Below are 20557 nucleotides of genomic sequence, written 5' to 3'. Positions count from 1 at the left end.
GCGGGCCGCGCCGCCCGTATCCGGAGCGCGGCCGTCCTGGTGCCCCGCACACCCTGTGCGGGGCACCGCGCCGTCCGGGCGGGGCCGTTGCCCTCCCCGTACGGGAGTGGCCCATGAGAAGCGCCCCTTCATGTCGCGCGCGGCGACGGTGCGGAAGGGCACGGCCGCCGTGTCCGTGGCGGGTGGGACGGCCCACATGGCGCCGCCGGGTGCCGGATAGGGTGGTTCTCTGCCCGCCGCACCGCGGGCCCGGCCCCCTCTCCGTACTACTGAACTCCCTTTCCGTACTGCTGGTACTGCTCGTCACCACTCGTACTAGGAGTGCTGCCCGTCCTGCCCGTCCCGCTGAAAGGCCCCCGCATGCCGCCATCCGTCCGGCCCGACGTCGACCGCCCGGCTTACGCGGACGCGGTGGCGCGGCTGCGCGCCGCGGGCTGCGTGTTCGCGGAGGAGGAGGCGGACCTGCTGGTGGCCGCCGCGGCGACGCCCGCGGAACTCGATGCCCTGGTGGTCCGGCGGGCGAGTGGGCTGCCGCTGGAACACGTCCTGGGCTGGGCCGAGTTCGCGGGGCTGCGCGTCGCCGTCGACCCCGGCGTCTTCGTGCCGCGCCGTCGCACCGAGGCCCTCGTCCGCGAGGCGGCCGCGCTCGCGGCACCCGGTGCCGTCGTCGTGGACCTGTGCTGCGGGTCGGGCGCCCTGGGCGCCGCGCTCACCACGGCCCTCGGCCGCGCCGAACTGCACGCCGCCGACATCGACCCGGCCGCCGTCGCCTGTGCCCGCCGTAACGTGGGCCCGCTCGGGGGCCATGTCCACGAGGGCGATCTGTACGCGGCGCTGCCCGCGGCGCTGCGCGGGCGGACCGACGTCCTGCTCGCCAACGTGCCCTACGTCCCGTCCGGCGAGGTCGCGCTGCTGCCCGCCGAGGCCCGCGACCACGAGGCGCGCGTCGCGCTCGACGGCGGCGCGGACGGGCTCGACGTGCTGCGGCGGGTGACCGCGGACGCGCCGCGGTGGCTGGCGCCCGGGGGCCTGCTGCTCTTCGAGACGAGCGAGCGGCAGGTGCCCGCGGCGGTCGCGGCCGTCACGGACGCGGGGCTCGCGCCGCGCGTCGTCACCGACGAGGAGCTGTACGCGACGGTGGTGGTGGGAGAGCGCGCCGACGCATGACAAAGGCCGCCCGGTGCGGACTCAGCGCGGCGCCCGGCCGACGCGCCGTATCACCGCGGCGTCGAAGAGGTCGGGGGCGCGGGGGAACGGACCCTCGTCGTGGCAGTGCCAGGCGTCCCAGAACAGGTCGGCGGGCAGGGCGTCCGCGGGCGCGTACACCCGGTACACGTACAGTCGTCCGTCGGTCGCCGGCAGAGTGACCAACCAGCACCCGCTCTCCATGCCCCTCACGGACGAGCGCCGGGGCACGATGGTTGCGCACCCGGCGCGAAGCACGGCGGCGCGCGCTCCCACCAGCGAAAACGGCCGGAAGTCATCCGTAAGGAGGACAACCCACCCGCGTGTGCCCACCCTGTGTGGGACGCGGAAATGCTCCCCGCCGCCGATGCCGGAACCCGCGGGGGACTGATGGGGTGTGAGTGTGCAAAGCCGTACCCCCCAGGGCGCAGAGCCCGGCCCGACCCGGGCAGACATCGACACCGGCCCGAGCGCGGCGCTGGCCTCGGTCGTGGCCGGCGCGCGCCGGCGTGCGGTGCGCGACGGGGACCGGCAGGTCGACACGGCGCACCTGCTGCACTCGCTGATCGAGTACGAGCCCCAGGTGCGGGCCGTCTTCGACGGCGGGCCCCAGCTCGCGCGCCTGCTCGGCTACCTCGTGCAACGCAGCATCGGGTACGGGCTCCAGTGGCGGAGCAGCGTCGAGGACTCCGGCGCCGTACCCGTCCTGGCCACGGCCAAGGAGGCGGCGCTCTCGCCCGCGGCCGCCGGGGCCATGGAGGCCGCCCGCGTCCGGGCCGTGCTGCGCGGCGCGACCCTGCCCGGCGGCCTCGACCTGCTCGCCGCCCTCGCCGCCGACGGGGAGAGCCGGGCCGCCGAGGTGCTGCGGCACGCGGGCGTCGACCTCGACGCGCTGCTCACCCGGCTCGACAGCGGTGCCGACGTGGGGTGCGAGCCGAGCCGTTGACCGGGCGCCGAGGGTGAGTGCCGTAAGCCCGCGGGGTCGGTGCGGGTCGGGCGGTGGTCCGGTGCCGAAGGGCCCGCCCGCGTCCGCCGGTTGAGACAGTGGTCAACAGGGGTGACGGTCATGACGTCGGCTGGCATCATGTGCCGGTGCGAGGGTCTCAGGAGAAGTGTGACGGGGCGGGGCGGGCGGAGCGCGGCAGAGGGCTCGGGCTCGGCCTGGCCCTGGTGTCGGCGTTCGCCTTCGGCGGCTCCGGCGTCGCGGCGAAGCCGCTGATCGAGGCGGGCCTCGACCCGCTGCACGTGGTGTGGCTGCGCGTCGCGGGCGCCGCGCTCGTGATGCTGCCCGTGGCCTGGCGGCACCGGGCGCTCGTACGGCGCAGGCCCGCGCTGCTCGCCGGGTTCGGGCTGCTGGCCGTCGCCGGTGTCCAGGCCTGCTACTTCGCCTCTATCTCCCGGATTCCGGTCGGCGTGGCGCTGCTCGTGGAGTACCTCGCGCCCGCGCTCGTCCTCGGCTGGGTGCGGTTCGTGCAGCGCAGGCCCGTGACCCGGGCGGCCGCGCTCGGCGTGGTGCTGGCCGTCGGCGGCCTCGCCTGCGTCGTGGAGGTCTGGGCCGGGCTGAGCTTCGACGCCGTCGGGCTGCTGCTCGCGCTCGGCGCCGCCTGCTGCCAGGTCGGCTACTTCGTCCTGTCCGACCAGGGCGGCGACGCCGGGGACGACGCGCCCGACCCGCTCGGCGTCATCGCGTACGGACTGCTCGTCGGCACGGCGGTGCTCACCGTGGTCGCGCGGCCCTGGGGCATGGACTGGGGCGTGCTCGCGCGGTCCGCCGCCATGGACGGCTCGCGCGTGCCCGCGTGGGCGCTCCTCTGCTGGATCGTCCTGATCGCCACCGTCGTCGCGTACGTCACCGGGGTGCTGTCCGTACGCCGCCTCTCGCCGCAGGTCGCGGGCGTGGTGGCGTGCCTCGAAGCGGTCCTCGCCACGGTGCTCGCCTGGGTCGTGCTGGGGGAGCGGCTCTCGGCGCCGCAGCTCGTGGGCGGCTCGCTCGTCCTCGTGGGCGCGTTCATCGCCCAGTCGTCGTCCCCCGAGCCGCCACCGGGCGACGGCGCGAACGCCGTCCCGGAATCCGAACAGAGGTTGTCCCCGAGCGGAACCGCCGCATAGGGTGCCGATCATGCACGCACGAGCACTCGTCCTTCCGCCTCCGGCCGCCTAGGGCGGGCTTCACCCGGATCGCGCCCGGCCTCGCCGCCGGGCGGACGGTGCTGCCCGCGGACGACAGTCCAGGACCTGCGTCTTCACGGCCGTGCGCCCCTTGAGCGGGCGACTTCGCGAGCCCACCCCTGAGCGGGCGGTTTTCCGAGCTGACCCCTGAGCGGGCGGCTTCGCGAGCCCACTCCGAGCGGGCGGTTCTCCGAGCCGGTCCCTGCGTAGGGAAGCCCTTCCTCTCGTACGTGCCCTTGTTCTCGTACGTGAACGGGGCCTTCCCGAACGGGGCCTTCCCGAACGGGGCCTTCCCGAACGGGGATTGTCCGAGCGTGGGGCACCCGGTGCCCCTCGTCGGCGCGCCCGGCCGTGACGCGGTCTCCTTCACGACCTTCTGCGGAGAATCCACGTGTCGAGCGTGTCCAGCTTGTCCTCCGCGTCCACGGACGCGACCCCCGCCGTCACCACGGCCCTGCCCCGCCTGTCCCTCGGGCGCGGCCTCGTCTACCTGAGCGTCGCCGGAGCCGCCTGGGGCACCGCCGGCGCCGCCGCCTCGCTGGTCTTCTCGGCCGGCGACATGGGGCCCGTCGCCCTGTCCTTCTGGCGCTGCGCCGGAGGGTTCCTGCTGCTGCTCGCCGCGCGCCTGGTGCGCCCGCGCGGCGGCGCCCGAACGGCCGCGCGCGGGCTGCTGCGCCGCAGGGCGGGGCGGATCACCGCGATCGGCCTCGCCCTCACCGTGTTTCAGACCGCGTACTTCGCCGCCGTGGAGGCCACCGGCCTCGCCGTCGGCACCGTCGTCACGCTCGGCGCCGGGCCCGTGCTCATCGCCCTCGGCGCCCGGCTCGTCCTGGGGGAGCGGCTCGGCCTCGGCGGCCTGTGCGCGGTCGGCGGCGCGCTCGCCGGGCTCGGCGTCCTCTTCGCGGGCGGCGGCGATGCGGCCGTGCGGCCCTGGGGCGTGGCCTTCGCGCTCGCCTCGGCCGCCGGGTACGCCGTCATGACGCTGCTCACCCGCTGGTGGGGGCGCGCCGGCGGAACCGACGCGTCCAGCACGACGGTCTGGTCGTTCGCCGTGGTGTCCCTGTGCCTGCTGCCGTTCGCCGCCGCCGAGGGCCTGGTGCCGCACACGGCCGAGCCCGCCCGGGTGCTCGGCTGCCTGCTGTACATCGCTGCGGTGCCGACGGCCCTCGCGTACGCGCTCTACTTCGCGGGGGCGGCCGTCGTCCGCTCCGCCACCGTCTCCGTGATCATGCTCCTGGAGCCGGTGAGCGCGACCGTCATCGCCGTCACCGCGCTCGGTGAGGAGCTGAACGCCGCCACCGTGGCGGGCACCCTCCTGATGCTCGCGGCCGTCACGGGCCTGGCCGCCGCGGAGGCGCGGGCGGCGGCACGGGCGCGTCAGGAGGGGGCCGCGTAGGAAGGCCGGTCCTCAGAGGTCCCTCAGATAGCCGGGGACCTCGATGCCGGGTGCCAGGTCGGGGGAGGGGACGAGCGGGTCGTAGCCCTTGCGCAGCGGCACCACCCCCGACCAGTACGGCAGGTCCATGTCCTCCGGGTCGTCGTTCGGGCCGCCCGTGCGCATCTTCGCGGACACCTCGTCGAGGTCCAGGCGGAGCACGGCGGTCGCGGCCAGCTCCTTGGCGTTCGCGGGGCGCGAGTCGGCGGAGCGGCCGGGCACCACGTGGTCCACGAGCGCGTCGAGCGCGGTCCGCTTCTCGTCCGGGTCCGTGACCTGGCGCGCGATGCCGTGCACCACCACGGAGCGGTAGTTGAGCGAGTGGTGGAAGGCGGAGCGCGCCAGGACGATGCCGTCCACGTGCGTGACCGTCAGGCACACCGGAAGGCCGGGGTCGGCCCGCTCGTCGCCCCGGGCCGACCCCGCCATCCGCAGCGGCCGGGACCCGGTCGAGCCGTGCACGTAGAGCCGCTCGCCGACCCGGCCGAACAGCGTCGGCAGGACGACCGGGGCGCCGTCGCGCACGAAGCCCAGATGGCAGACGTAGGCCTCGTCGAGTATGGCGTGCACCGCCGCGCGGTCGTACGTGGCGCGTTCGCGGGCCCGCGTGGGGACCGTCCGGTCGGTCGCCGCGTAGGCGGCACCGTCCGGCGTGGCGGGCTGCGTCGTCGTCTCCATGCCTTCTCCCTCACCTGCCGCGCGCGGGGGTGCGCGCGTCGTCCCGCGGCGGCCGCGTGCCCCCGCTTTGCCTCATTCATTGCACTAGTGCATACTGTGCTTTGTGCTAGGAGAATATCCGATCGTCGGGCGGGGCGCAGCCGAGATCGCCGCGAGTGTCGAGCGCGCGGTCGGCCACGGCGACCTCGAACCGGGGCAACTCCTCCCCCCGATGCGGGAGTTGGCCCGGCAGTTGGGCGTCAACCCGAACACCGTGGCGGCCGCCTACCGGGCGCTGCGCGAGCGCGGCGTCATCGAGACGGCCGGGCGGCGCGGCAGCCGGGTGCGGAGCAGGCCCGCGACCACGGCGCGCGAGTACAGCCGCCTCGTCGTGCCGCCGGGTGTGCGGGACGTCGCCGGCGGCAACCCCGACACGGCCCTGCTGCCGCCCCTCGCCGAGGCCTTCGCGGTGGCGGCGCGGCACGCGGACACCCACCCTGACCTGTACGGGGAGGCGCCCGTGGAGGCGGAGTTGAGCCGCTGCGCGCGCGGGATGCTGGACGCCGACGGCGTGCCGGACGGCCCGCTCGCCGTCACCTCCGGGGCGCTCGACGCGATCGAGCGGGTGCTCGCCGCGCGCCTGAGGATCGGTGACGCCGTGGCGGTGGAGGACCCCGGCTGGGGCAGCGTGCTGGACCTCGTGCCCGCGCTCGGCCTGCGGCCGGTGCCGGTCGGCGTCGACGACGAGGGGCCGCTGCCCGGCGAGGTGGAGCGGGCGCTGCGCGCCGGGGCGCGCGCGCTCGTCGTCACGGCCCGCGCCCAGAACCCGACCGGGGCCGCCGTCGGCGCCGCACGCGCGCGTGCCCTGCGGGACGTCCTGGCCGCGTACCAGGAGACGCTGGTCATCGAGGACGACCACGGGCACGGCATCGTCGACCTGCCGCTGCACACGCTCACCGGCGCCACGCGGAGCTGGGCCTTCGTGCGCTCCACGGCCAAGGCGTACGGTCCCGACCTGCGGCTGGCGGTGCTCAGCGGGGACGCGGAGACCGTCGACCGGGTGCAGGGCCGGCTGCGGCTCGGCCCCGGCTGGGTCAGCAAGGTGCTCCAGCGGGCGGTGCTGCACCTGTGGCAGGGCGGCGCCGTGGACGCGCGGGAGGTGTCCGCCGCGTACGGGCGCAGGCGCGACGCGCTGCTCGCGGCCCTCGCCGGGCGCGGTGTCGCCGCTCAGGGGCGCAGCGGCATGAACGTGTGGGTGCCGGTGCCGGAGGAGACCGGCGTGGTGGCGCGGATGCTGCACGCGGGCTGGGCCGTCGCCCCGGGGGCGCGGTTCCGGCTCGACGCGCCGCCCGGGGTGCGCATCACCGTCTCGACGCTCACCGGCGACGACATCGAGGCGGTGGCCGACGCCGTGGCGGCGGCCACCGTGCCCGTGCCCGCGCGGCGCTACGGCTGAGCGGGGGCCAGGGCTGGGCGGGGGCCACAACCGAGCGGCCCGCGCGCGTGGGGCTACGGCTGAGCGGGGGCCACGGTTCGGCGGGCGCACGGCCCGGGCGGTCCGCGCGTGGGGCTACGGCTTGGCGGTCCGTGCGCGCGGCCTGGACTGCGTGAGCGCGGCGCCCGCCAGGACGATCACGGCGCCGACGGGGGTCGTCCAGGCCAGGGACTCGCCGAGCACGGCGACGCCCGCCGCCGTCGCGATGACCGGCGTGAAGTACGTGACCATCTGCGCCGTCGTCGGGCCGACCTCGGCGACGAGCTCGTACTGGACCAGGAAGGCCAGGCCGGTGCCGAGCGCGCCGAGGGCGACGACCGCGAGCAGCGGAACCACCGGGAAGTGGCTCGGCACCGAGGTGAACAGCGGCGTGACCACGGCCAGTTCGAGCGTGGCCACCGAGAGCTGGGCGCCGGTCAGGGCGAGGTTCGAGTGGCCGGAGCCGGCCAGCGTGCGGCGTACGTAGATCCAGCCGATCGGGTAGCACAGCGAGGCCAGCAGGGCCATGGCCGTGCCCCGGGCGTCCAGGCCGCTGAACCCGTGCCAGGCGCCGAGGACCGTGAGCACGCCGAGGAAGCCGATGCCGAGCCCCGCGACCCGGCGCCGCGTCGGCCGGTCGTCGGAGAGCGCGACCAGGGACAGGGCCATGCCCCACAGCGGCGACGTCGCGTTGCATATCCCCGCGAGCGTGGAAGGGATCGTCAGCTCGGAGTACGCGAACAGCGAGAAGGGCGCCGCGTTCAGGAGCAGCGCCGCCACCGACAGGTGCCCCCAGGTGCGCCAGGAGCGGGGCAGCCGCTCGCGCTTGGCGACCAGCACGGCCGCGACCACCAGCGTGCCGAAGAACAGCCGCCCGAAGGTCACCTGGAACGGGGCGTACCCCTCCGTGCCCACCTTGATGAACAGGAAGCTGAAGCCCCAGACCAGGGACAGGAAGGCGAAGCGCAGCCGCCAGTCCGCCCGGCGGCGGCCGCCCTGGTGCGCCGGGGGCTCCTGCGGGACGGCCGGGGAGGCCGTGGCGGCCGGAGCAGCCGAAGAGGCGGGAGCGGCGGGTGCGGAGGCCGGGGATCGTGTGGAGGCGGAGGTGTGCATGTACGCCACCATGGATCACCAGCACGTCTTAGCACAAGTGAGTTTTTGTGCCGTACATCGCGTAGCATCACTTACATGTTGAACCTGGAGCGCCTGCGGACGCTGGACGCGCTCGCGCGGCACGGCTCGGTGAGCGGCGCCGCCGCCGGGCTGCACGTCACGACGTCCGCCGTCTCGCAGCAGATGACGAAGCTGGAGCGGGAGGTGGGCCAGCAGCTCCTCGCGAAGAACGGCCGGGGCGTGCGCCTCACCGACGCCGGACGGCTGCTCGCCGACCACGCGGCGCGCATCCTCTCCCAGGTCGAGCTGGCCCAGTCCGACCTGGAGCGGCAGCGCGGCAAGGCGGTCGGCGAGCTGCGGATCTCCGCGTTCCCGACGGCGATGCGGGGGCTGCTGCCAAAGGCGTTGGCCTCGCTGCGGACCCACCACCCGGACCTGCGCGTGTCCGCCGTCGAGCTGGAGCCGCAGGCGGGCGTCCAGCGGGTGGTGCGCGGCGACCTGGACCTCGCGGTGGTCCTGGACTGGTACAACAAGCCGCTGCCCATGCCCGACGGCCTGACGAAGGCCGCGCTGCTCGACGACCCCGCCGATGTCGCGATGCCGGCGGACCACCCGCTGGCCGGCCGCCCCGAGGTCGACCTGGAGGACTTCGCCGACGACGAGTGGATCACGTGGACCGAGGGCGAGTTCTGCCACGAGTGGCTGATGTTCACGCTGCGCGGGCAGGGCTTCGAGCCGCGCATCGCCCACCGCGCCGAGGAGCACCACACGCAGCTCGCCCTGGTCGCGGCCGGTTTCGGCGTGTGCGTGGTGCCCCGCCTCGGCCGCGACCCGATGCCGGCGGGCGTCCGCACGGCGCCGGTGCGGCACCGGGTGCGGCGCCACGTGTACGTGGTCTGGCGCGCGGACGCCGACCGCCGCCCGTCGATCCGGGCGGCGGTGGAGGCGCTGCGGGCGGCGGGGGCGGAGGCGGTCTGACGGGCGGGCGGGGCCGGATCGCCGAGGGGTGGGGCACCGAGAGGCGGGCCGGGAGCCGCGCCGGGTGGGCAGCCGAGGGCCGGGGAGCCGGGGCCGGGACAGGGCCGGGTGGCCCGCCGACGGGCTCCGTACGGCCAGGGACGCCGGGCGGGTGCCCTAGGTCTGCCCCAGCTTGCGGAAGTCCCAGGAGGCCACCGCGTCCGGCGTGAGCCGCAGCCACGCGTGCCTGCCGTCGTGCGGCATCTCCTCCAGGTCGAAGTTCTTGCGGGCGAACAGCCGCTCCGGCGCGTCGAGTTCCGGACACGGCGCGCCGACGCGCGGTGCCTCGCCCACGGTCACGACGGTGCCGGTCAGCTCCACGCCGCGCAGCTCGCCGTACGTCTCCCCGGCGTCGACGACGACGGCGACGCGCGGGTCGCGCCGGAGGTCGGCCCAGCGCCTGCTGCGGGTGAGCGAGTACAGCCACAGGGACGCGCCGTCCCACACGAACCACAGGGGGCTCGCGTGCGGCGCGCCGTCGGCGGACACCGTCGCGACCCGGCAGGTCCGCTCGGCGGTCAGGAAGGCGTCCAGCTCGTCCGGCGTCATCATGATCCGGCGGCCGCGGCGCTGCGTGCGGGCCATGCGTCGTCTCCTCGCCCGGGCGGGCGCGGCCGTGCGCGGCCGCGGCGGCACCCGTAGTTGACTCTGCGTCAGTTGAGCATGCGGTCTCTTCCGCCCCGGCGCAATGCCGGTTAGCCTCCCGCGCACCGCGAGCCGAGGGGGACGGACCATGCCGTCGTACGAAGAGCTCAGCCGTCTGCTCGACCCCGCCGCCACGGCCCTGCTGACGGTCGAGTGCCAGCAGGGCGTCGTCGGCAGGGAGAGCGCCCTGCCCGAACTCGCCGAGGAGGCGCGGGCGTCGGGCGCGCTGGCCAACGTGGCGCGGCTGGTGGCCGCCGCCCACGCCGCGGGCGTCCAGGTGCTGCACGCCGTCGCCGAGCGGCGCCCCGACGGGCGCGGCGCGAACCGCAACGCGCCCCTGTTCCAGGCCGTCGGGAAGCTGCCCGTGCGGCAGGTGTCCGGGACGTCGGCCGTGCGGATCGCGCCGCCGATCGAGGTCGCCGACGAGGACTTCGTCGTCCGCCGGCTGCACGGACTCTCGCCGCTCGCGGGCACCGGCGTGGACGCGCTGCTGCGCAACGCCGGCTGCCGCACGCTCGTGGTGACCGGCGTCTCGGCCAACGTGGCCGTCCCGAACGCCGTCTTCGACGCCGTGAACCTCGGCTACACCGCCGTCGTGCCGGCGGACGCCATCGCGGGGCTCCCCTCCACGTACACCCCCGCGATGGTCCGCCATACCCTCGCCCTGGTCGCGACCGTGACCTCGGCGAAGGAGGTCCTCGCCGTGTGGCGGCGGCCGCGGCGCACCCCGCAGGCCTGACCGCTCCGGCCCCCGCGCACCCGACCGCGGCGCGATCAGGCGAGCCTGATCGCGCCGCCCTCCACGCTGATGCGCGCGGCGGGCAGCGGGCTGGTCGCCGGGCTCCGCCGCACGCCGCCGTCGGCGATGTCGAACTTGCTGCCGTGGCAGGCGCAGTTGACGGTGCCGCCCTCGACGTCCGTGACCGGGCACCCCTTGTGGGTGCAGCGGTTCGAGAACGCCTTGAAGGTGCCCTCCTCCGGTTGCGTGACCACCACCCCCTCGTCCTTGAAGACCTTGCCTCCGCCGACGGGGATGTCCGCCGTCCTGGCCAGCACCGCCCCGGCCGCGCCGCCCTCCTCCCGCGCCGTGTCCTCCTCCCCGCCCGCCGGTGCGGAGGAGCCCTTGTCGTCGTCCGAGCCGCAGCCGGCGAGCGCGGCGGCGAGGCCCCCGGCGCCGACGGCGGCGACGACGGTGCGGCGGGCGAGGCGGTGGCCCGTGGGCAGGGGGGACGCGTCCCTCGAAGCTGTCATGCCGGGGGATACGGACGGCGGCCCCGAGGTGTTCACCCCTTCAAGCATCCGTGTGCGCGTCCGCGTGGACCGGGGACCGTCCTCGGCCCGAGTCCCCGCAAGTAACCTGGGGCGATGCTCACCGAAGTCACCGCCGTCCGCTACGTCACGCCGCTGCGCGAGGGCGGCTCGCTGCCCGGGCTCGTGGAGGCCGTCGACGACGGGGCGTCCGGGCCGCCCCGGGCGGCCGTGCCGACCGGGTCCGCGGCGTCCCCCGCGCCGTACGTCCTGAAGTTCACCGGCGCGGGCCAGGGCCGCAAGACGCTCGTCGCCGAAGTGGTCTGCGGCGGCCTCGCGCGCCGGCTCGGGCTGCGCGTGCCGGGGCTCGTCGGCGTCCGGCTGGACCCGGTGCTCGGCCTCGGTGAGCCGGACCCGGAGGTGCAGCAACTGCTGAAGTCCAGCGGCGGGCTGAACCTCGGCATGGAGTTCCTCTCGGGGGCCCTCGGCTTCGACCCGCTGGCCTTCGCGGTGGACCCGCTGGAGGCCGGCCGCGTCGTGTGGTTCGACGCCCTCGTGAACAACGTGGACCGCTCCTGGCGCAACCCGAACCTTCTGGTGTGGCACGGCGACCTGTGGCTCATCGACCACGGCGCGACCATGATCTGGCACCACAACTGGCCCACCGCCCCGGCCGCCTCCGCCCGGGGCTACGACGCCTCCGACCACGCCCTCGCCGGGTACCGCCCGGACGTCGCCGCGGCCGCCGCCGAGCTCGCGCCGCTGGTCACCGAGGACCTGCTGGCCGAGGTCACCGCCGACGTGCCCGACGCCTGGCTGGCGGACGAGCCGGGCTTCGACGACGCGGACGCCGTCCGGCGGGCCTACGCCGAGGCGCTGCTGCCGCGCGCGCGGAGCATCCACGAACGCATCACCCTGGAAGGTGCCACCCCGTGAGCGAGCCGAACGAGGTCCCCGCGCGGGACGTCTACGAGTACGCGCTGCTGCGCGTCGTGCCGCGCGTGGAGCGCGGCGAGCAGTTCAACGCGGGGGTCGTCGTGTACTGCCGCGCCCGGTCCTTCGTGGCCGCCCGCACCCACCTGGACGAGGCCAAGCTCCGCGCCCTGGACCCCGCCGCCGACGTGGCGGGCGTACGGGCGGCGCTGCGGGCCGTGGAGGGCGTCTGCGCGGGCGGTGCCGCCGCGGGCCAGGCCGCGCGGGACGACGCCGGGCGCCGCTTCCGCTGGCTGATCGCGCCGCGCTCGGCCGTCGTGCAGCCGGGGCCCGTGCACACGGGTCTGACCGCCGACCCCGAGGCCGAGGTGGAGCGCCTCGTCGAGCTCCTGGTGCGCTGAGCGAGGACGGCCCGGGGCCCGATCCCCGGGGTGCCGTTGACACCGGGTGCCAGGGCTTCTAGCGTCTCGTCTGCTGAAGGTACTAAGCGGTCGCTCACCTGGGGGCGCGCCGCGGAGCCGCACACCGAGGGCGAGGAGAGCCAGCATGTCCACCACTGAGCAGCGTGTCGCGGTCGTGACCGGAGCGGCGCGAGGCATCGGCGCCGCCACCGCGGTCCGCCTCGCCGCCGAGGGCCGCGCCGTCGCCGTGATCGACCTCGACGAGACGGCGTGCAAGGACACCGTGGAGAAGATCACCGCGGCCGGCGGCAGGGCCCTGGCCGTCGGCTGCGACGTGGCCGACGAGGAGCAGGTCGAGGCCGCCGTCACACGGATCGCGCAGGAGCTCGGCGCGCCGACGATCCTGGTGAACAACGCGGGCGTGCTGCGCGACAACCTCCTGTTCAAGATGAGCGCGGCCGACTGGGACACGGTCATGAACGTGCACCTGCGGGGCGCCTTCCTGATGTCCCGGGCCTGCCAGAAGCACATGGTGGACGCGGGCTTCGGCCGCGTCGTGAACCTCTCCAGCTCGTCCGCCCTCGGCAACCGCGGCCAGGCCAACTACGCGGCCGCCAAGGCGGGCATGCAGGGCTTCACCAAGACCCTCGCCAAGGAGCTGGGCAAGTTCGGCATCACCGCCAACTCGGTCGCGCCCGGCTTCATCGCGACCGAGATGACCAAGGCCACCGCCGACCGCGTCGGCATGGGCTTCGAGGACTTCAAGGCCGCCGCCGCCACGCAGATCCCCGTCCAGCGCGTCGGCGAGCCGGAGGACATCGCCAACGCCATCGCCTTCTTCACCGGCGACGCGGCGGGCTTCGTCTCCGGCCAGGTCCTGTACGTGGCCGGCGGCCCGCTCGACTAGCGCCCCCTCGCACCCCCAGGCACCCTCCCGCTTCTCGAAGCGTCTCGAAGCAAAGGACAGCACAGACCATGGCAGTGCAGGACAGCGGCAAGGCGGCGCTCGTCACCGGGGCGAGCCGCGGCATCGGCTACGGCATCGCGGAGGCGCTCGTCGCCCGCGGCGACCGCGTGTGCATCACCGGCCGCAACGAGAACGCGCTCAAGGAGGCCGTCGAGAAGCTCGGCTCCGACCGCGTCATCGGCGTCGCGGGCAAGGCCCACGACGAGGCGCACCAGGCGATCGCCGTCGAGCGCGCCATGGAGGCCTTCGGCCGCGTCGACTTCCTGGTCAACAACGCCGGCACGAACCCCGTGTTCGGGCCGATGGCCGACCTCGACCTCGACGTGGCGCGCAAGGTCTTCGAGACGAACGTGATCTCGGCGCTCGGCTTCGCGCAGCTCACCTGGAAGGCCTGGCAGTCCGAGCACGGCGGCGCGATCGTGAACATCGCCTCGATCGCGGGCGTGTCCGCGTCGCCGTTCGTCGGCGCGTACGGCATGAGCAAGGCCGCCATGGTCAATCTGACGCTCCAGCTCGCGCACGAGTTCGCCCCCGCGGTCCGGGTCAACGCCATCGCGCCCGCGGTGGTGAAGACCAAGTTCGCGAAGGCGCTCTACGAGGGCCGCGAGGAGGAGGTCACCTCGGCGTACCCGCTGGGGCGGCTCGGCGTGCCGTCCGACGTCGGCGGCGCGGCGGCCTTCCTCACCTCGGAGCAGTCCGACTGGATCACCGGCCAGACGCTCGTGGTCGACGGCGGCATCTTCCTCAACGCCGGGGTGGGCTGACCGGCGCCGCCCGCCGCCGGGGCCGGACGGGCTCCTCCGTCCGGTCGCGGCCGGGTGAAGGTCCGTACCAAGGGTGAGCTGCGAAAAGTCCCGTCCGCCAACAGGGTTGGCCGGGCGGGGCCTTGCGGTATGGTCTGCCGACCCATGGCACGGCGGATCGAGGAGCGCGTACGTGTTCACCAGAGGTCAGCTTCGATGTCTGCGCCCCGTCGCGGCGACGGTGTCGATATCCCTGCTCGCCGGGTGCGGGCTGCTGTCGTCCGGAGGGGCGGACGACGAGGACGCCATCACCGTCGGCACCACGAGCGCGCCGACGACGCTCGACCCTGCGGCGTCCTGGGACGGCTCCTGGGAGCTGTACCGGAACGTCTTCCAGACGCTGCTGAGCTTCCCCTCCGGCGCCACCGAGCCGCAACCGGAAGCGGCGGAGGCATGCGAGTTCACCGACGGCTCCAGCACGGTGTACACGTGTACGCTCCGCGCGGGCCTGACGTTCTCCAACGGCGACCCGCTGGACGCCGCGGCCGTGAAGCACTCGATCGACCGGATCCGGCGCATCGACGTCGAGGGCGGCCCGGCCGGACTGCTCGGGTCGCTGGCCTCCGTCTCCACCGAGGGCGACCGCACGGTCGTCTTCAAGCTGCGCAAGCCGGACGCCACCTTCCCGTTCGTGCTCGCCACGCCCGCGATGTCCGTCGTCGCCCCCGCCGACTACCCGGCCGACCGGCTCCGCGAGGGCGACGGGGTCACCGGCTCCGGTCCGTACACGCTGGCGTCGTACCGCTCCGGCGAGCGGGCGGAACTGGTCCGCAACGACGACTACGAGGGCGGCGCCGACCGCAAGAACGACGCCGTGACCATCCGCTACTTCGACGACTCCGAGGCCATGGTCGCGGCGCTGCGCGACAAGGAGCTCGACGTCACCTTCCGCGGCATCGCCGCCGAGGACGTCGTCGCCCAGCAGGGCGCGGACAAGGAGAGCCACCTCCGGCTCGTCGAGGGCGCCGGCGCCGAGATCCGCTACCTGGTGTTCAACCCCAAGGACCCCTGGGCGCGCAAGCCCGCCGTGCGCAAGGCGGTCGCACAGACCGTGGACCGCGCGGCGCTCGCGCACAAGGTCTACAAGGACACGGTCGAGCCGCTGTACTCCATGGTGCCGCGCGGGGTCACCGGCCACACCACGGGCTTCTTCGACACCTACGGCGAGCCGAGCCCGGCCAAGGCCCGGCGCATCCTCGCGGCCGCGGGCATCACCGACCGCGTGCCGCTCACCCTGTGGTACGCCACCGACCGCTACGGCTCGGTGACGGCGGCGGAGTTCGCCGAGCTGAAGCGGCAGTTGGAGGCCTCGGGCCTGTTCGAGGTCACGATCAAGGGCCGCCCCTGGAAGGCGTTCGAGAAGGGCTACAAGAACGGCGAGTACCCGGTCTTCGGACGCGGCTGGTTCCCGGACTTCCCGGACGCGGAGAACTTCATCGCGCCCTTCGTGGGCGAGCGCAACGTGCTCAACACGCCCTACCGGACACCGGGGATCACCGACGGGGTGCTGCCGCGGTCGCGGCGGGCGGCGGACCGGGGCGAGGTCGTCGACGAGTTCGAGGAGGCGCAGCGCATCCTCGTCGACGACGTCCGGCTGCTGCCGCTGTGGCAGGGCAAGCAGTACATCATGGCCAGCGAGGAGATCGCGGGCGGGGAGCGGGCCCTCGACCCGTCGGCGATCATGATGATGTGGGAGCTGAGCCGGAAGACGAGCTGGTAGCGCGCGGGCGGGGGGCTCCGGCGAGGGTGGTGACCGCCGCCCGGGGGCCGGTTGTCAGTGGCCGCCGGTAGGTTCTGTGGAGACGACGGTCCGCACCGAGGAGCCGGGCAGCCGAGGAGCTGTCGGCCGGTGGCGGGCCGTGCCGAAGAACGGACCGTACACCGGAGGTTGTTGACGTGACCGACATCGCCATGCTGCCCGCGTCCTGGCGCGGAGTCCTCGGCGAGGAGCTCCAGAAGCCCTACTTCAAGGAGCTCGTCGACTTCGTCGAGGAGGAGCGGGCGAAGGGGCCGGTGTACCCGCCGCGCGAGGAGGTGTTCGCGGCCCTGGAGGCGACGCCGTACGACGAGGTCAAGGTGCTCGTCCTCGGCCAGGACCCGTACCACGGCGAGGGCCAGGGGCACGGCCTGTGCTTCTCGGTCCGCCCGGGCGTCAGGACCCCGCCCTCCTTGCGGAACATCTACAAGGAGATGCGGGAGGAGCTCGGCCTGCCCGTCCCGGACAACGGCTATCTGATGCCCTGGGCCCGCCAGGGCGTCCTGCTCCTGAACGCGGTCCTGACGGTTCGCGCGGGCGAGGCGAACTCCCACAAGAACAAGGGCTGGGAGAAGTTCACGGACGCCGTGATCCGGGCCGTGGCCGACCGCCCCGACCCGGCCGTCTTCGTCCTGTGGGGGAACTACGCGCAGAAGAAGCTGCCCCTGATCGACGAGGAGCGGCACGTCGTGGTGAAGGGCGCGCACCCCTCCCCGCTGTCCGCCCGGAGGTTCTTCGGCTCCCGCCCGTTCACGCAGATCAACGAGGCGGTCGCGGCCCAGGGGCACGCGCCGATCGACTGGCGCATCCCGGACCTGGGCTGAGCCGCGGGCCGGGCGCGGGGCCGGGGCGGCGGGGGTCACCGGCCTGGCGCAGCGGCGGGCCCGGGCTCCCCGCGTCGCACCGTGCCTGACCGCGATTGTCAGTGCCGGCCGCTAGCGTCGGCACCGTCGGCGACCGGCCGCCCTGACGACGGGACGCCGGGGCGCCGGGACGACGGACGGCAGCGGCCGGCGGCAGAGGACCGGCGGCGGACGGTGGAGGGCGGCGCGGTGGTGGAGCGGCAGGAACGGACGGCGGACGGCGAGGACGTCGTGATGACCCGGATCGGGCAGGCGGTCATGCTCCAGCACGCCGGGGACCGCGAGGAGGCGAGGAGCCGCTTCCTCGCGCTCTGGTCGGAGATCGGCGAGGACGGCGACGCCCTGCACCGCTGCACCCTCGCGCACTACATGGCGGACACGCAGGACGACCCGGCGGACGAACTGGCCTGGGACCTGCGGGCGTTGTCGGCCGCGCAGGAGCTGACCGACGACCGGGTGGGAGCCCACCACCACTCGCTCGCCGTCCGCGGGTTCTACCCCTCGCTGCACCTGAACCTGGCGGCGGACTATGTGAAGCTCGCCCGCCCGGAGGCGGCCCGCAGCCATCTGCGCCTCGCGCGCGGCGCGGTGGGCGCCCTCGGCGACGACGGCTACGGCGACGGCATCCGCGCGGCGCTGGACCGCCTGGAGACGCAGGTGGGGGAGGGGGCCGCGGAGGAGTGACCCCCGGGCCGGGCGGCGCGGTGTCGCCCCCTGGGCCCGGGTGGGCTGTCCGGCCGGGCCCGGGTGCGCCTTCCGCCCCGGGCGCGGCTGCGCCCGTTGTCCCGGGCTCGACCCCGTCTTCTCGGCCGCCGCTCCCTCGGTGGCCGTCCTCAATTCCCGTAGACCTCGCGGCAGATGACCGCCTCCGGGCTGTCCGGCCGCCAGTGCCCGAACCGCTCACCCAGGGCGCAGATGTCTGCCTCGCCCCGGGGCTGCGCCGGTGGCCGGGACGGCTTCTCGGGCCGGTGGGGCGGGCGCTGCCGGGGCCCGGGCCGCGGGGGCTTCGGGGCCCGGTCGACGCGTGTGGGTGTATCCGCCGGGGCGGCCGTCCGGGGCGGGTCCGGCGGCGCGGGGACGGCCGGGCCGGGAGCCGTGCCGATCGTGGCGGCCCGGGCGGGAACGGCGGGCGGCGCTCCGGCGCGTTGCAGCCGGTCGTGCCCGGGGGCCTGGGTGGCCTCCGGGGCGGGCGGCGGCCGGTCCCCGGCGCCGGTCGAGCGTTCCGGCGAGCCGGTGGGGGCGGCGCCTCCGGGGCCGGCGGACGTCCGGTCCACGCCGACGCAGCCGGAGACGGCCGTGACGGTCACGGAGACGAGCAGGGCCATGGTGGTCGTCGAACGCCGCACCCGCCCCACAGTGCAGCCCGAGGCGGCGCCCGGCCCGCCGAAGGGGGTGGATGCCCCCGCACGGGGGACGGGGCGAACCTGTGGTCGGCGGGGGTGGCCTCCGGCCGGGGGCGGGTCTCCGGCCGATGGGGCGAGTGTCAATCGACGGGGCGGATCCCGGCCCACGACGCGAACCTCCAGCCGGACGCGCGCCGAACGAGGCGCCCGCGATGCGGGACGAGCGCGCTCCACCGCGCCGCTTAGGGCCTCAGGCCGTGCGGATCACGCGCTGCCCGGGAGAGAGACCCTCACGCTGCGGGACGCGTCCCGGCCCCCCGGCCCGCCCACGCCCGGCCCTCGGCCGGTGCGCGCCGCTCGGGCCACGCGCCGCCCGGTCCCACACCACCCGCGCCGCCCGGCCCCACACCACCCGCGCCGCCCGGTCAAAGCGTCGCCCAAGCCACCCGCGCCGCGGGAACGCCCCGCCCGCCCGGCCAAGCGTCACTGAAGCCACCCGCCCCGCGGGGACGCGCCCCGCCCGCCCAGCCCAAGCGCCACCGAAGCCACCCGCCCCGCAGTGGCGCCCCCCAAGGCCCCCGGCCAGCCCCCTCACCCGTCCAGCGTCCCGCCCAGCAGCTCCGCGAAGCCCGCCCGTAGTTCCTCCCGTGTCGGGGGCTCCGTGCTGTACGAGCCGGCCACGCAGGAGAAGAGCATGCCGTCGCACCAGGCCACCAGGGACAGTGTGTGGCGCTCCGGGTCCGTGGAGCCCGCCGCGCTCAGGAGGTCGCTCAGGAGCTCGCGGAACCTGGCGCCGGTCGCGTCGTAGTACGCCCGTAGCTCGGGGCGGCGCGTCGCCTCCAGGGCCAGCTCGTACCGGGACACGAGCAGCGCGCGGTGCGCCTCGCCGGTGAGGAAGCGGTGCAGGGTCAGGGCGAGGCCGTCGACCAGGGACGCGCGGCCGCCCGCCGGGTCCGGGAGCTCGTCCGGGGCGAGGACGGCCGCCTCGCGCTCGGCCTGGCGCCGTACGGCCGCCTCCAGGAGCGCGAGCCGCGTACGGGCGTGGTTCGACGTGGAGCCGGTGGGCAGGCCCGCGGCCTCGTCGACGGCGCGGTGCGTGAGGCCGCGCATGCCGCGTTCGGCGAGCAGGGCCAGCGCGGTGTCGGCGATCAGTTCGGCGCGGGACGCGCCGCGGACGGGTGCGGACCCCGGGGTGCGTGCGGACATGCGGGCCACCCTACCGGTGGCACTACAGATGTAGTACGGTCTGTCCCTGTCGGCACTACAGCCGTAGTGGCCGGGGGGTGTGACCGAGGAGGAACCGTGTCCCGAGCAGCCGAGCCCCGTGAGCCCCGCGCCGTCGTCGTCGGCGGCGGCATCGGCGGGCTCACCACCGCCCTCGCCCTGCGCCGTTCCGGCTGGCGGGTCACCGTCCTGGAGCGCGCCGCATCCCTGGAGCCCGTGGGCTCCGGCATCGGCCTGGCCCCGAACGCCCAGCGCGCCCTGGACGTCCTCGGCCTCGGCGACGGCGTCCGCGAGCTTGCCGCCTGGCAGGGCGGGGCCGGCCTGCGCACGCCGAACGGCCGCTGGCTGGTGCGCACCACGTCCGACGCCACCGCGCGGAGGTTCGGCGGCGCGCTGGTGCTGCTGCACCGCGCCACCCTCGTCGACCTGCTCGTCGGCGCGCTGCCCGGCGACTGCCTGCGCACCGGCGCCGCCGCCCGGCTCGCCGACGCGGGCGGACCGGACCGCCCCGCCGTCGTGACCACCGCCGACGGCGACGACCTGGAGGCGGACCTCGTCGTCGGGGCCGACGGCATCAACTCCGCCGTGCGCGCGACGCTGTTCCCGGAGCACCCCGGGCCCGTCTACACCGGGTTCACCGCCTGGCGGCTCATCGTGCCCGCGCCCCGGCGGCCCCTCGAGCCGCACGAGACCTGGGGGCGCGGCGGCCTGTGGGGCACGCAGCCGCTGAAGGACGGCAGGGTGTACGCGTACGCCACCGCGCTCGTGCCCCCGGGCGGCCGCGCGCCCGACGACGAGAGGGCCGAGCTGACGCGCCGCTTCGCCGCCTGGCACGACCCGATCCCGGAGATCGTCGCCGCCGCGCGCCCCGAGGACGTGCTGCGCAACGACGTCTGGCACATGGCCACGCCGCTGCCCGCCCACCACCGCGGCCGCGTCGCCCTGGTCGGCGACGCGGCGCACGCCATGGCGCCGACGCTCGGCCAGGGCGGCAACCAGGCCATCGAGGACGGCGTCGTCCTCGGCCACCACGCCCGCCCCGCGGACGACCTCTTCGCGGGCCTCGCCGCCTACAGCGCCGCCCGCGTGCCCCGCACGACGGCCGTCGTCCGGCGGGCCGCCCGCACGGCCCGCCTCAACCACCTCTCCAACGGCGTGCTCCTCGCCGCCCGCGACACCGCCCTGCGGGCGCTCTCCCTGCTCGGTCCCCACCTGATCACGCGGGGGTTCGCCTCGATCGCCGACTGGCACCCGCCGACGGACCCGTATGCTGCCGGGACGGACGCCGGGGCGCACCCGCGCACACCGGCACGACGGTAGGGAG

The 20557-nt window shown here is 75.5% G+C and carries 22 protein-coding genes; 15 read left to right on the top strand and 7 right to left on the bottom strand.

Annotated elements, in window-relative coordinates:
- The first annotated feature begins 360 nt into the window (after positions 1-360).
- Positions 361-1167, top strand: a complete 807-nt coding sequence (locus IE330_RS08355; protein WP_190135232.1) for a putative protein N(5)-glutamine methyltransferase — start codon at positions 361-363, stop codon at positions 1165-1167.
- A gap of 21 nt (positions 1168-1188) precedes the next feature.
- On the opposite strand, the gene IE330_RS08350 is transcribed toward IE330_RS08355, so the two are convergent.
- Complete coding sequence (locus IE330_RS08350) at positions 1189-1389, bottom strand: hypothetical protein (RefSeq protein WP_190135231.1); 201 nt, start codon at positions 1387-1389, stop codon at positions 1189-1191.
- 199 nt (positions 1390-1588) lie between these two features.
- On the opposite strand from IE330_RS08350, the gene IE330_RS08345 reads away from it, so the two are divergent.
- The 3 genes from IE330_RS08345 to IE330_RS08335 all read left to right on the top strand — a co-directional run bounded on the left by IE330_RS08345 (position 1589) and on the right by IE330_RS08335 (position 4750).
- Entirely contained in the window at positions 1589-2131 is a 543-nt protein-coding gene (locus IE330_RS08345; RefSeq protein ID WP_190135230.1) for a Clp protease N-terminal domain-containing protein, read from the top strand.
- Between the two features lie 140 nt (positions 2132-2271).
- A complete protein-coding gene (locus IE330_RS08340) occupies positions 2272-3294 on the top strand; it encodes an EamA family transporter (protein ID WP_373314595.1) in 1023 nt (340 codons plus the stop codon).
- A 469-nt stretch (positions 3295-3763) separates the two neighbouring features.
- Entirely contained in the window at positions 3764-4750 is a 987-nt protein-coding gene (locus IE330_RS08335) for a DMT family transporter (RefSeq protein WP_190135256.1), read from the top strand.
- Between the two features lie 12 nt (positions 4751-4762).
- Here IE330_RS08335 and IE330_RS08330 read toward each other — a convergent pair whose 3' ends face one another.
- Positions 4763-5467 (bottom strand): pyridoxamine 5'-phosphate oxidase family protein, encoded by a 705-nt coding sequence (locus IE330_RS08330; RefSeq protein ID WP_190135228.1) that lies wholly within the window; start codon positions 5465-5467, stop codon positions 4763-4765.
- A 103-nt stretch (positions 5468-5570) separates the two neighbouring features.
- Between IE330_RS08330 and IE330_RS08325 the strand changes: the two genes are divergently transcribed.
- The gene (locus IE330_RS08325) at positions 5571-6902 is read left to right on the top strand and encodes an aminotransferase class I/II-fold pyridoxal phosphate-dependent enzyme (protein ID WP_190135227.1); all 1332 of its coding nucleotides are present in this window, start codon (positions 5571-5573) and stop codon (positions 6900-6902) included.
- A 114-nt stretch (positions 6903-7016) separates the two neighbouring features.
- Here IE330_RS08325 and IE330_RS08320 read toward each other — a convergent pair whose 3' ends face one another.
- Positions 7017-8033, bottom strand: a complete 1017-nt coding sequence (locus IE330_RS08320) for a DMT family transporter (protein WP_190135226.1) — start codon at positions 8031-8033, stop codon at positions 7017-7019.
- A gap of 75 nt (positions 8034-8108) precedes the next feature.
- Here IE330_RS08320 and IE330_RS08315 point away from each other — a divergent pair, with 75 nt between their 5' ends.
- Positions 8109-9011 carry a LysR family transcriptional regulator gene (locus IE330_RS08315; protein WP_190135225.1) on the top strand — a complete coding sequence of 301 codons (903 nt, stop codon included), beginning with the start codon at positions 8109-8111 and terminating at the stop codon, positions 9009-9011.
- Positions 9012-9167: 156 nt separating this feature from the next.
- Here IE330_RS08315 and IE330_RS08310 read toward each other — a convergent pair whose 3' ends face one another.
- Positions 9168-9635, bottom strand: a complete 468-nt coding sequence (locus IE330_RS08310) for a pyridoxamine 5'-phosphate oxidase family protein (protein ID WP_190135224.1) — start codon at positions 9633-9635, stop codon at positions 9168-9170.
- 148 nt (positions 9636-9783) lie between these two features.
- On the opposite strand from IE330_RS08310, the gene IE330_RS08305 reads away from it, so the two are divergent.
- A complete protein-coding gene (locus IE330_RS08305) occupies positions 9784-10434 on the top strand; it encodes a cysteine hydrolase family protein (RefSeq protein WP_190135223.1) in 651 nt (216 codons plus the stop codon).
- Positions 10435-10469: 35 nt separating this feature from the next.
- Here the strand turns inward: IE330_RS08305 and IE330_RS08300 are convergent, their stop codons facing one another.
- Positions 10470-10946 carry a Rieske (2Fe-2S) protein gene (locus IE330_RS08300; protein WP_190135222.1) on the bottom strand — a complete coding sequence of 159 codons (477 nt, stop codon included), beginning with the start codon at positions 10944-10946 and terminating at the stop codon, positions 10470-10472.
- Positions 10947-11060: 114 nt separating this feature from the next.
- On the opposite strand from IE330_RS08300, the gene IE330_RS08295 reads away from it, so the two are divergent.
- The 7 genes from IE330_RS08295 (at position 11061) to IE330_RS08265 (ending at position 17350) form a co-directional block, all read left to right on the top strand.
- Positions 11061-11879, top strand: a complete 819-nt coding sequence (locus IE330_RS08295; protein ID WP_190135221.1) for a HipA family kinase — start codon at positions 11061-11063, stop codon at positions 11877-11879.
- Positions 11876-12277 (top strand): DUF3037 domain-containing protein, encoded by a 402-nt coding sequence (locus IE330_RS08290; protein WP_190135220.1) that lies wholly within the window; start codon positions 11876-11878, stop codon positions 12275-12277. Before IE330_RS08295 ends, IE330_RS08290 begins: the two co-directional genes overlap by 4 nt.
- A 145-nt stretch (positions 12278-12422) precedes the next feature.
- Positions 12423-13184 carry a 3-oxoacyl-ACP reductase FabG gene (gene fabG, locus IE330_RS08285; RefSeq protein WP_190135219.1) on the top strand — a complete coding sequence of 254 codons (762 nt, stop codon included), beginning with the start codon at positions 12423-12425 and terminating at the stop codon, positions 13182-13184.
- A 68-nt stretch (positions 13185-13252) separates the two neighbouring features.
- The gene (locus tag IE330_RS08280) at positions 13253-14008 is read left to right on the top strand and encodes an SDR family oxidoreductase (RefSeq protein ID WP_190135218.1); all 756 of its coding nucleotides are present in this window, start codon (positions 13253-13255) and stop codon (positions 14006-14008) included.
- Positions 14009-14180: 172 nt separating this feature from the next.
- Positions 14181-15767, top strand: coding sequence for an ABC transporter substrate-binding protein (locus IE330_RS08275; protein WP_190135217.1), 1587 nt, complete (start codon positions 14181-14183; stop codon positions 15765-15767).
- A gap of 176 nt (positions 15768-15943) precedes the next feature.
- On the top strand, positions 15944-16627 hold the full coding sequence (ung, locus tag IE330_RS08270; protein WP_229925479.1) for a uracil-DNA glycosylase: 684 nt from the start codon (positions 15944-15946) through the stop codon (positions 16625-16627).
- Positions 16628-16855: 228 nt separating this feature from the next.
- Complete coding sequence (locus IE330_RS08265; protein ID WP_190135216.1) at positions 16856-17350, top strand: hypothetical protein; 495 nt, start codon at positions 16856-16858, stop codon at positions 17348-17350.
- A 149-nt stretch (positions 17351-17499) separates the two neighbouring features.
- Here IE330_RS08265 and IE330_RS08260 read toward each other — a convergent pair whose 3' ends face one another.
- Both IE330_RS08260 and IE330_RS08255 read right to left on the bottom strand, forming a co-directional pair.
- Positions 17500-18012, bottom strand: a complete 513-nt coding sequence (locus tag IE330_RS08260; protein ID WP_229925478.1) for a hypothetical protein — start codon at positions 18010-18012, stop codon at positions 17500-17502.
- Positions 18013-18600: 588 nt separating this feature from the next.
- Positions 18601-19215 (bottom strand): TetR/AcrR family transcriptional regulator, encoded by a 615-nt coding sequence (locus IE330_RS08255; protein ID WP_190135215.1) that lies wholly within the window; start codon positions 19213-19215, stop codon positions 18601-18603.
- 96 nt (positions 19216-19311) lie between these two features.
- Between IE330_RS08255 and IE330_RS08250 the strand changes: the two genes are divergently transcribed.
- Complete coding sequence (locus tag IE330_RS08250) at positions 19312-20553, top strand: FAD-dependent oxidoreductase (protein WP_190135214.1); 1242 nt, start codon at positions 19312-19314, stop codon at positions 20551-20553.
- The last annotated feature ends 4 nt before the right edge of the window (positions 20554-20557 follow it).

It is taken from the genome of Streptomyces longispororuber, from assembly GCF_014656095.1.
GTDB classification, from domain to species: Bacteria; Actinomycetota; Actinomycetes; order Streptomycetales; family Streptomycetaceae; genus Streptomyces; species Streptomyces longispororuber.
Note: the sequence above shows the minus strand (reverse complement) of the source record. Positions and strands in the feature narration are given on the sequence as shown.